The 10531-nt window shown below is 64.0% G+C and carries 9 protein-coding genes; 4 read left to right on the forward strand and 5 right to left on the reverse strand.

The window, feature by feature from the left end:
• Window positions 1-22: 22 nt before the first annotated feature.
• From HMI57_RS16740 to HMI57_RS16755, 4 genes are read right to left on the reverse strand one after another with little or no spacing between them, the layout of a single operon-like run.
• Window positions 23-1132, reverse strand: a complete 1110-nt coding sequence (locus HMI57_RS16740) for a glycosyltransferase family 1 protein (RefSeq protein WP_171587135.1) — start codon at window positions 1130-1132, stop codon at window positions 23-25.
• Entirely contained in the window at window positions 1129-2001 is an 873-nt protein-coding gene (locus HMI57_RS16745; RefSeq protein ID WP_346655246.1) for an alpha/beta hydrolase, read from the reverse strand. The genes HMI57_RS16740 and HMI57_RS16745 overlap by 4 nt, the downstream gene beginning before the upstream one ends.
• Before the next feature lie 21 nt (window positions 2002-2022).
• Window positions 2023-2859 (reverse strand): aldo/keto reductase, encoded by an 837-nt coding sequence (locus tag HMI57_RS16750; RefSeq protein WP_171587136.1) that lies wholly within the window; start codon window positions 2857-2859, stop codon window positions 2023-2025.
• Window positions 2860-2887: 28 nt separating this feature from the next.
• A complete protein-coding gene (locus tag HMI57_RS16755) occupies window positions 2888-3805 on the reverse strand; it encodes a sugar-binding domain-containing protein (RefSeq protein WP_171587148.1) in 918 nt (305 codons plus the stop codon).
• Between the two features lie 282 nt (window positions 3806-4087).
• Here HMI57_RS16755 and HMI57_RS16760 point away from each other — a divergent pair, with 282 nt between their 5' ends.
• From HMI57_RS16760 to HMI57_RS16775, 4 genes are all read left to right on the forward strand, one after another.
• On the forward strand, window positions 4088-5776 hold the full coding sequence (locus HMI57_RS16760; RefSeq protein ID WP_171587137.1) for an FAD-dependent oxidoreductase: 1689 nt from the start codon (window positions 4088-4090) through the stop codon (window positions 5774-5776).
• Between the two features lie 132 nt (window positions 5777-5908).
• The gene (locus tag HMI57_RS16765) at window positions 5909-6655 is read left to right on the forward strand and encodes an MIP/aquaporin family protein (RefSeq protein WP_171587138.1); all 747 of its coding nucleotides are present in this window, start codon (window positions 5909-5911) and stop codon (window positions 6653-6655) included.
• An 85-nt stretch (window positions 6656-6740) separates the two neighbouring features.
• A complete protein-coding gene (glpK, locus tag HMI57_RS16770) occupies window positions 6741-8255 on the forward strand; it encodes a glycerol kinase GlpK (RefSeq protein WP_171587139.1) in 1515 nt (504 codons plus the stop codon).
• A 174-nt stretch (window positions 8256-8429) separates the two neighbouring features.
• On the forward strand, window positions 8430-9392 hold the full coding sequence (locus tag HMI57_RS16775; protein ID WP_171587140.1) for a MerR family transcriptional regulator: 963 nt from the start codon (window positions 8430-8432) through the stop codon (window positions 9390-9392).
• A gap of 222 nt (window positions 9393-9614) precedes the next feature.
• On the opposite strand, the gene HMI57_RS16780 is transcribed toward HMI57_RS16775, so the two are convergent.
• Window positions 9615-10531 (reverse strand): HNH endonuclease signature motif containing protein (locus HMI57_RS16780; protein WP_171587141.1); only part of this gene is annotated, 917 nt, incomplete at its 5' end.

Below are 10531 nucleotides of genomic sequence, written 5' to 3' on the forward strand. Positions count from 1 at the left end.
GTCGCAGATTCGTCGCCGGCCGTCACTGGCGCCGGAGCAATCGGCCGAGGCCTCGGCGCCCGGCGTGTTCGACGGTGGCGATGGCGGCTGCCTCCAGCAGCTGGTCAGCGGAGCGGTCCCAGGAGTAGGTGCCTGCCTGCGCCTTGCCGGCGCGGGAGGCGGCATCCCACCGGTCGGGTGCGGCGAGTGATTTCACCGCTGCGGTGAACGCCGAGGGGTCGTCGGGGTCCACGTACAGCGCGGCATCGCCGCCGACCTCCCTGAAGATCGGTGTGTCGGCGGCAATCACTGGGGTTCCGGCCGCCATCGCCTCGATCACCGGCAGCCCGTACCCTTCGGCGCGGGACAGGGTCACCAGCGCCGCCGCCGAGCGGAGCAGCTCCTGGTACTGCCCGTCGGTCACACCGTTGTGGAAGACGACGCGTTGCCCCGGCGGGACAAGCCGAACGAGCTCCGCCCTCCGGTCAGCGGTGATCCGGCTGAGCAGGTGCAGCGTATACCCGTCGAGACCATTCATGCCCGCCACAATGGTCTCGACGTTCTTGTAGGGCATGAACGACCCCATGTAGAGCAAGTCTTTGCTGGGCGGGACTCCCTCGGGGCGGACCTCCGTGTCTGTCTGGGGCGCATTGCTGACGAGCCGGACCGGACGTCTGGTCAGCCGGTGCTCCTTCATCAGCTCCCGGGTGGTCTCCGAGATGGTGGCGACGACGTCGGCCCGGTTCAACAGGAGGCGTTGCGGCCAGTAGGCCAGGTGGTAGAGCCGCCACAGGGCGCGGACCGGCAGGGGCAGGAATCCGGGTGGCTGGGGGTTCTGGTAATAGATCAGGTCATGCAGGGTGAGTACCAGCGGGTACTGCCGTCCCCAGCTCCCCATGGTCTGCATCGGGCAGATGACGACGTCGGGCGACAACCGGTTGATCGTCGAGGCCACGAACAGTTCCCGGGGCGAGAGCGGCGAAGTGATTAGGACGTGGGGGACAGCGGGCAGCAGGTCGAGCTGCCGGGGGTCAGAAATCAGCATCGCCACGTCGGCCCGCTCCGCGACGGCGGCAATGAGGCTGGCCCCGTAGCGGCTGATTCCGTCGTGCTGGTCCAGCCGGGTGAACCGGGCGTCGAACAGGATCCTCATGCGGGTGTCCCTTCCAGGAAACTCTCGATCAGGCGGGTCGCTTCGTGGGGGGTCTCATAGTGCACCAGGTGGCCCACCCCGTCGATGATCTCCAGTCGGGAATGTGGGATCAGGCTGGCAAGTGCACGCTGACCTTTCACTGAACCCAGGTCATCCTTCTCGGCGGCAACCAGCAGGACGGGCATCGTGAGCCGCGCCGCATTGTCCCTGACCGTGCCTGTAATTGATGCCTGGAACGCTTCGAGCAGCACCCGGCGGCTGGCGTACTTGCTGAAGTAGCTCAAGTGCTGGCCGTGAATGTACTTCCGGAGTGTTCGGTCCCTGGTTTTCGCCATCAGTGAGCTCATTCCCAACACGATGAGCCGGTTGCCGAGGAGCGCCAGGCCCAACCGCTCAGGGAGTGCAGCCCCTACCCGGTAGTACAGGGCAGCCGCCATGGAGGCGAGCCGGTTGGAACCTTCCAACGCAGGCTCGCAGATGGGATTGATCAGGATCAGGGCGGCAACCGCCGCCGGGTTGTCAGCAGCCCACCGCGACGCGACGATTGAGCCGAAGGAGTGGCCGAGCAGTACCGTGTCGGAGCCCAACCCGAGCTCCGCCAGGCTGAACCCGACAAACCGTGCGTACGCGTCGACGTCGTGCACACCCTCCAGGGCCTCGGATTGGCCGAAGCCGGGAAGGTCGGGCACCACAATCCGATGCGTGGGCAGCTCCTCGATGATGCGGAGCAACCCGTGATGGTCACCCCTGAAACCATGCACCATGAAGATTGTCGGCGCTGTGCCGCCGCCTTCCAGTGCCGGGAAAATCCAGTAGCGCTGAGCTGCTCCAAGATACGGCAGGGTCACCACGGAGGCCTGCCGGCTCACGGTTATCGGTGACGGCACCAGCTAGTTCACCCGGTCCGGGTGGGAACCGAACCTGGTGTCCCGCTCGAGCCCGCCGATGTCCGCGAGTTGTCCGGGAGTGAGGTCGAAACCGAAGATGTCGAGGTTGCCGGCGATCCGGGCCCGCGTGCTCGCCTTGGGGATGACCAGGTTGCCGGATTGCACGTGCCAGCGCAGGACCACCTGGGCTGGTGTCCGGTCGAGGTCGGATGCGATCTCACCGATCACCGGGTCAGCCAGGATGGCTCCCCGGCCCAGCGGGCTCCACGCCTGGGTGCGGATGCCGTGGGTGTCGTGGAACTGCCGCAGCTCATGCTGTTGCAGGTAGGGATGCAGTTCGATCTGGTTTACGGCCGGAATTACCCCCGTCTCCGCCAACAGTCGTTCCAGGTGGGTCACCTGAAAGTTCGACACCCCGATGGCCCGCACCCGCCCGTCGTGGTAGAGCTGTTCCAGCGCGCGGAAGGTGTCAACGTACTGGTCCTTGTCGGGGCAGGGCCAGTGGATCAGGTAGAGGTCGACGTCGTCCAGGCCCAGGGCCTGCTGGGAGGCGTCAAAGGCGCGCAGCGTCGCTTCGTAGCCGTGGTTGTCGTTCCAGAGCTTGGTGGTGACAAAGACGTCGTCGCGTTCCAGCCAGCCGGCGTTGACGGCATCCGTCACGGCCCGGCCCACTCCCGCTTCATTGCCATACATGGCTGCGGTGTCGATAGTGCGGTACCCCACCTCGAGGGCCTGGGCGCAGAGATCCGCAGTGGTCTCAGGCGGCACCTTGTACACACCGTAACCAACCTGGTCGATCTGTACCCCGTTGTTGAGAGCGATTTTCGGTGCCTTATGCATACCTCGACAATACCGAAGGCGCTCTGGCTCAGCGGGACCCGCCATGCACCAGGCGGCGCGCCGACCCCTCGTCGAGGATGAGGTCAGTGGCGAGGCCGGCGGCTAGGGCCCCGCGCAGCCCGTTGATCTTGGTTTCCCCCGACACCACGCAGATACGCCGGCGCACCTGCCGGAGGAGATCCAGTTCGGGGCCGGTGCTGCGCTGGTTGAGGAGGAGGTCGCTGTGGGTGCCGTCGGCGCGGAAGAACATGGTCGCGACGTCGCCCACCACCTGGTGCTCCTCCAACGCACGCAGGTCGTCGTCGTCCAGGTAGCCCCCGGAGTAGACGTGGCTGGGGATGTTGGCGTCGATGGACCCGACGCCGAAAATGGCCATGGTCATCCGCCGCTGCAGGTCGAGAATGCGCAGGACGCTGCGTTCGGCCCACATGGCCGTCTTGGTTTCGGCGTGGTCGAAGAAGGCCGGGACGGGGAACTGTTCCACCCGGGCGCCGTAGGCCTGGCCGAAACGGCGCAGGATCTCGCTGGCATAGGTGATCCCGGTGGTCTGGGTGTTGCCAGCACCGTTCAGCTGAACGATGGTGCTGTCGTGAGTGACCTTCCGGGTCAGATGATGGCTGACCGCGCTCAGGGTGGACCCCCAGGCGACGCCGATGATGGCGTTCGAATCGACCAGCGGCCCGATGGTCCGTGCCGCCTGGATCGCCACCCGGTCCAGTACCTCGGAGTCGCTGACGATGTCGGTGACGGGAACCACGTGGGCTTCCACACCGAACTGCCGCCGGATCTGTTGCTCAAGGGACGGTGCCCGCTGCAACGGGTTGTTGACCTGGATCTGGACCAGCCCCGTGTCCCGGGCCATCGACAGCAGCCGGGAAACGGTCGACCGGGACGTCCGCAGCTCCCGTGCAATGGCGTTCATGGTGAGGTCCTGCAGGTAGTACATCTGGGCCGCCCGCAGCGCGTCGCCGCTCCGTGAACGCTTGAAGTCCTCAGCGGAAGATTGTGCAACGGGGTCGGGCCTTTCAGCCTCGGGTCGAACGTTCATAGCCAAATCCTCCGTCACTTCTGCACGTATGTGCAACACCATTGACTATTATTCCCAGCATTTCAAGAATAGGTGGAACGGCTGCGGATCCAATGCAGCGTGCAAACTGTTGAGGAGAATGTTTTGGCTGAGTCCGCTACCGGCAAAGGTGCCACAAGCACACCCGCTGAGCGAGCAGGGGTGACACGTCTCAGGGAGACCCCCCGGGCTTCTGTCCTCATTATTGGTGGCGGCATCAACGGCGTAGGAACCTTCAGGGACCTCGCACTGCAGGGCGTCGACGTCGCGCTCGTGGAGCGGGGAGACTACTGCCAGGGCGCATCGGGTGCGTCGTCCCACATGATTCACGGCGGTATCCGGTACCTCGAAAACGGCGAGTTCCGGCTGGTCCGGGAATCAGTGGTTGAGCGCAATGCCCTGCTGAAGACCGCCCCCCACTACGTCAAGCCCCTCCAGACCACCATCCCGATTTTCAGTACCTTCTCGGGCATCCTCGCCGCTCCGGTGCGGTTCCTCACCCATCGCCAGGGCCAGCCCCGCGAGCGAGGCGCGTTCCTCATTAAAGCCGGTTTGACCATGTACGACTGGTTCTCCCGCGACGGCGGAGCCGTGCCGCGCCATACCTTCGCCGGTCGCAAGAAGTCCCTCGCGCAACTGCCCGACCTTCGGCCCGACGTCCGCTACACAGCCACCTACTTTGACGCGTCAGTGCACAACCCCGAGCGCATGACGCTTGATGTGCTCCGGGATGGCCTCGCTGCCAATGCCGAGGCGCGGGCGATCAACTACGTCAGCGCTATCGGGCGCGACGGCGATTCGGTCCTCCTCCGGGATGAACTCACCGGCGAAGAATTCACCTTCGCAGCCGACGTCGTCGTGAACGCTACCGGCGCATGGGTGGACGGTACCAACGATGCCCTGGGCGAACGCAGCACCTTCATGGGTGGCACCAAGGGCTCCCACGTTGTGCTCGACCACCCGGAACTGCTCGCCGCCTGCGCGGGCCGCGAGATCTTCTTCGAACACACCGACGGCCGGATCGTCCTGGTCTACCCGATCGGCGACCGGGTGCTCGTGGGCACCACCGACATCGACACCGATGTGGACGAGCCCGCCGTGTGCACCCCCGAAGAGGTTGACTACTTCATCGAACTGATCGGCCACGTGTTCCCTGCGATCACCGTCAAGCACGATCACGTCGTCTACAGTTTCTCCGGCGTCCGCCCACTCCCACGTCACGACGACACCCAGCCCGGCTTCGTGTCACGCGATTACCGGATCGAGAAGCGCCAGGACAGCACCGGCACCAAGCCGGTCACCACGCTAAGTCTCGTCGGGGGCAAGTGGACCACCTTCCGCGCACTTTCCGAGCACATGACCAACGACGTCCTTGAAGTCCTTGGGAAACGACGGACGACGACGACGGCGGGGCTCGCCATCGGCGGCGGAAAGGGATTCCCCCGGACGCCGTCCGCTGAGAAAGCCTGGGTGAGCGCCCATGTGGAGCCGGGACTTTCAGCCGAGCGCGTCGAGGTGCTGCTGACCCGTTACGGCACCCGCGCCGTCGACGTCATCGGGTACCTGCGTGCGGGCCAGGACCGTTCGTTCGCCTCGACCCAGGAGCTGAGCCAGCGGGAGCTGGAGTACATGGTCGAGCACGAGCAGGTGGGGCACCTGGCTGATGTGCTGATCCGCCGGACGTCAATCGCCTTCCGCGGACTGGTGACCACAGAGCTGCTCCAGGAACTTGCTGAGACGCTGGCTCCGCTGCTCGGGTGGAGCAGCGAGAAAGTGTCGGCTGAGGTAGAACTGGCTGAACAGGTGCTGCTGAAGTGGCACAACGTTCAGGTCGAAGATTTGGTGGCGTAGCCGCTGTCAGGCACGTAACCATTGCCGCTCCCGGAGCGGATGCAGGACCAACGGCAGCTGTTGCCGGGGGGAGCAAGAGAGCCTCAGCCGAGGGCTGGGTTCGCTAAAAATGAATAATTAAAGGAGTCAAAGATGTCTCTGGAAGCATTCGTTGCCGAAATGTTCGGCACCATGCTGCTGTTGCTGCTGGGTACAGGTGTCGTTGCCAACGTCGCCCTGGCCGGTACCAAGGGCAATAATGGCGGATTCTTGATGGTGAACTTCGGTTGGGGGCTCGGCGTCTTCGCCGGTGTCTATGTTGCTGCGCTCTCCGGCGCACACCTGAACCCGGCCGTTACGGTGGGTCTGTTGGTCAACTCAGATGTTGCAACACTCGGCCCCGATATCGACAAGACCTTCATGAACGTACTGCTGTACTTCGCTGCCCAGTTGATTGGTGCCATGCTCGGTGCCTTCCTCTGCTGGCTGTCCTACAAGCAGCACTTCGATGCTGAGCCCGACCCCGCCAACAAGCTGGGCGTGTTCTCCACCGGGCCGGCCATCCGTTCCAACGCCTGGAACCTGATCACCGAGATCATCGGCACCTTCGTCCTGGTGTTCGTGGTCATTTCGTTCGCCGGGACGCCGTCGGGCCTCGGCCCACTGGCTGTCGCTCTGCTCGTTGTGGGTATCGGTGCATCGCTCGGTGGTCCTACCGGCTACGCCATCAACCCAGCGCGTGACCTCGGTCCCCGGATCGTCCACGCCCTGCTGCCCATCAAGGGCAAGGGTGGCAGCGACTGGGGTTACTCCTGGGTGCCAGTGGTCGGCCCTCTGATCGGTGGTGTTCTTGGCGGCCTGGTCGCCATGCTGGTCACCTTTCCCGTAGTCACCGGCTAGCAGTTAGTTACACCCCGGCAGCACGGTCCTTTGACCGTGCACGCCGGCACTATTCACGACGGAAATACTCAAAGAGGAGCACTACATGTCGAAGTACGTAATCGCGATCGATCAGGGCACCACCTCCAGCCGGGCCATTGTCTTCGATCACAGTGGGGATATCGTGTCCTCCGGCCAGAAGGAACACGAGCAGATCTTCCCCAAGGCGGGCTGGGTTGAGCATGACCCAATTGAAATCTGGAACAACACCCGTGAGGTCATTGGCAACGCCCTGTCGAAGGCGAACCTGACGCGGCACGATATTTCCGCGGTCGGCATCACCAACCAGCGCGAGACCGCAGTGGTCTGGGACAAGACCACCGGCCAGCCCGTCTACAACGCCATCGTCTGGCAGGACACGCGGACCCAGTCCATCGTCGACGAACTCGCGTCTGATGGGGGAGTGGAACGGTTCAAGCAGAAGGTCGGCCTGCCGCTGGCCACCTACTTCTCGGGCACCAAGATCAAGTGGATCCTGGACAACGTTGACGGGGCGCGGGCCAAGGCTGAGGCAGGCGACCTGATCTTCGGCAACACCGACTCGTGGGTCACCTGGAATCTCACGGGCGGCACCGACGGCGGCGTGCACATTACCGACGTCACCAACGCATCCCGGACCATGTTCATGGATCTCGAGACCCTGTCCTGGGACGACGGAATCCTTGAGGCCTTCGGTGTACCCCGCTCGATGATGCCGGAGATCAAGTCCTCGTCCGAGGTCTATGGCACAGTCCACACCTCGCAGCTGCTGCGTGAGGTGCCGGTGGCGGGCATCCTTGGTGACCAGCAGGCGGCCACCTTCGGCCAGGCCGCGTTCGAGAAGGGTGGTGCCAAGAATACGTATGGCACCGGCAACTTCATGATCGTCAACACCGGCGAGGAGATCGTCCACTCCAAGAACGGTCTTCTGACGACCGTCTGCTACAAGCTTGGGGACGCGAAAGCCGTCTATGCCCTCGAGGGCTCGATCGCTGTCACCGGGTCACTCATCCAGTGGCTGCGCGACAACCTGGGCATCATCAAGTCAGCACCTGAGGTGGAGCAGCTCGCAGAGACCGTCGAAGACAACGGCGGCGTCTACATCGTGCCGGCGTTCTCCGGCCTGTTTGCCCCGTACTGGCGTGGCGAAGCCCGCGGTGCCATCGTGGGCCTCACCCGCTTCGTCAACAAGGGTCACATCGCCCGTGCCGCGCTTGAGGCAACCGCATTCCAGACCCGCGAGGTGCTGGACGCGGCGAACGCAGACTCGGGTGTGGACATGGAGGACCTGCGGGTCGACGGCGGCATGGTCGCCAATGATGCGCTGATGCAGTTCCAGTCCGACATCCTCGGCATCCCGGTGATCCGCCCCAAGGTCACCGAGACCACTGCCCTTGGCGCGGCCTATGCAGCCGGTCTGGCGGTCGGGTTCTGGAAGGACACCGACGAGCTGGCCACCAACTGGGCCGAGGACAAGCGCTGGACCCCTTCGATGGACGAAGGAGAGCGGGACCGCCAGTTGCGCCTCTGGAAGAAGGCTGTCACCCGGACGTTCGACTGGGTTGACGCGGATGTGAAGTAACTTCACCTGTCTTTGTTCGACAAGTAACTGCAGCACCAGCAGGGGTGGCACCTATCCGGGAGGATGGTTGCCACCCCTGCTGCGTGTTCGGAATGAGGGCCTGGAGTTGCAGCTCCCGTAGCGTTATGTGGTTCGGTGGAATCACATCCCGCTCCTCCACGGAAGGTCCTGCTCATGGTCTCGTCCCTCATTCCCCCTCGTCAGGTGAAGATCGGTGACGCTGCGTCCTTCGTCGGCGTTACACCGCGGGCGATCCGTCACTATCACGCGATCGGTCTGCTGCCGGAACCCGAGCGGGGCAGTGACGACCGCCGCCGCTACGGCTACGAAGAGATGATCCAGCTGTTGTGGATCCGCAAGATGGCTGACGCCGGAATTGCCCTGGACGACATCCGTGATGCGTTTGCTGGGACGACTGCTGGCGGCACAGCTCCTGTCCACGAGAGCAGCGCTGACGCAGCTGCCAGCCAGGCTACTGGTGGGGCAGACAGCGACCACGGTGTAGCGGGCATTCTGGAACGGTTGGAAAGGACCCTCATCGCCCAGGAAGCTGAACTGCAGCGGCAGCGGGCCGCCGTGCAACGCATGCGATCCCGGGGCAGCAGAATGGGTCTGCTCTCCGACTTTGTTGCCACCCGACTTGAGAATTTGCCAGAGGGCTCGCTGCGCCAGGCCGACTTGGATAACCTGCTGGTCATCGAGCGAATCTTCGGTCCCCTTGGTGCGGCAGTGAACGCCAGCCGATACATTGCCCTGGCCACCCACCCTGGTCTGCGCGAAGAGTCCGACTGCGTTGATGCCGCGGAGGAGACCCTTGATGACACCGTCGCCGTCGATGACCCTCGCGTGGAAGAAGTAGCTGCCCAGCGGCATGCCTTCGAACAGAAGCTGAACACCGTCATCGATGATTCCGGTCTGACCGAAGAGGACAACGCGCTCTTCGATTCCTGGGATGCGTTGCATTCCCTCCCCTCTGATAGAGGGGAGGGAAGGGTCGACCTTGATGCTGAAGCGGGGCGAAAGTCAATGAGCACAGGTGACGCCATCAGAAAGATGCCCTACGACTGGTCGCCCGCGCGACTGCGCTGCATGGAACTGACTCTGGAGATGTCGGCCCAGGAGCCACCGGTCGTATAGACAAGGCGGAGCCCTCGTAGAGGTAGGCGTAGTGATATGGCCCAGTATCCCGAGCCGGGCGTCTGTTCGGATCTCTTACGGGTCGGTCGAGAGTGAAGGTAGAACCGCGGGTGGGGTCGGTCCAAGTGCGGATCCGGTGAGACGCGGGCGTACATAGCGGCAGCGGAGTAGCTGGCCACGAACTTCCCCGCAAACTCCAGCACAGAATCCTTGACCAACGCACTAGAAGGGTGGTGGGTCTTCCTTTGGCGCCGGTGGTGGGTCTGGTCTGGTGAGGTAGGTTTCGCCGGCGGGTGAGATCGCGATGATCATTCCGGGTTCGGGTTGTCGGTAGTGCCAGTAGCCTTCGGATTTGAGCTTGTGGTGGCGTTTACACAGCGCCGCCAAATTGCCGTAGCTGGTTTTCCCGCCTTGGGCCCAGGGTTTGGTGTGGTCAAGTTCGCAGAACACCGCCAGCCGGTTACACCCCGGATGCCGACACGTCCGATCCCTGACCCGGACCGCATCTTGGAGGTCCTTCGGAACCCGGTAGGTGGTGGCATCGGCCCCAAGCCTCGCCCCCGTGAACGGGTGGGTAAGAATCCGGGTGAACGATGGGGCATGCCCGGCGAGTCTCCTCGCGGTTTCGGGGTCAATCGGCCCGTACCCTTCGAGTTCACCCGGTGCATCCCCGCCGAGGAGGGTCATCACCGGGACGGTCACGAACACCTTCGCCTGCACACCCCAGAAGGCACCTGCACCACCGCGGCCGACCGACCCACCCGATACTTCCGGGCTATCAGGTCCTTCCGTCCCATCCGAATCGATCATCCCGCCGGTCCTGCCGGTCTCGCCGGTCCTGTCGGCGGTAGCGTCACCGGCGGTTCGGCCATCGGTGGAGGGATCGCCAGCGGTGGGTTCTACAGTGCTGGGATCTACGGCGGTGGGCCTTTCTCGGTCCGTCATATGTCCGGTGCCACCAGCGCTGGTGAGGACATCGATCAGGACGTCGGCGCGTAGTTGGGTGAGGGTGCGTGGTTCGTCGGTGCCTTGCAACGCACGGGCGGCGGTGTCGACGCGGTGGAAGATCCCGGCCGCCTGATCGACGGGTAGGTAGGCTTCGAGCCAGGCCATCCCGTCGTAGCTGGGGGTCAGGAACA

It is taken from the genome of Arthrobacter sp. 260, from assembly GCF_013116745.1.
GTDB lineage: Bacteria > Actinomycetota > Actinomycetes > Actinomycetales > Micrococcaceae > Arthrobacter_D.

Excerpts from the sequence above, each read along its gene's own strand:
- HMI57_RS16740 (WP_171587135.1), bottom strand. The coding sequence starts at position 1,132 with ATGAGGATCCTGTTCGACGCCCGGTTCACCCGGCTGGACCAGCACGAC.
- HMI57_RS16750 (WP_171587136.1), bottom strand. The coding sequence starts at position 2,859 with ATGCATAAGGCACCGAAAATCGCTCTCAACAACGGGGTACAGATCGAC.
- HMI57_RS16755 (WP_171587148.1), bottom strand. The coding sequence starts at position 3,805 with ATGTACTACCTGCAGGACCTCACCATGAACGCCATTGCACGGGAGCTG.
- HMI57_RS16765 (WP_171587138.1), top strand. The coding sequence starts at position 5,909 with ATGTCTCTGGAAGCATTCGTTGCCGAAATGTTCGGCACCATGCTGCTG.
- glpK (WP_171587139.1), top strand. The coding sequence starts at position 6,741 with ATGTCGAAGTACGTAATCGCGATCGATCAGGGCACCACCTCCAGCCGG.
- HMI57_RS16775 (WP_171587140.1), top strand. The coding sequence starts at position 8,430 with ATGGTCTCGTCCCTCATTCCCCCTCGTCAGGTGAAGATCGGTGACGCT.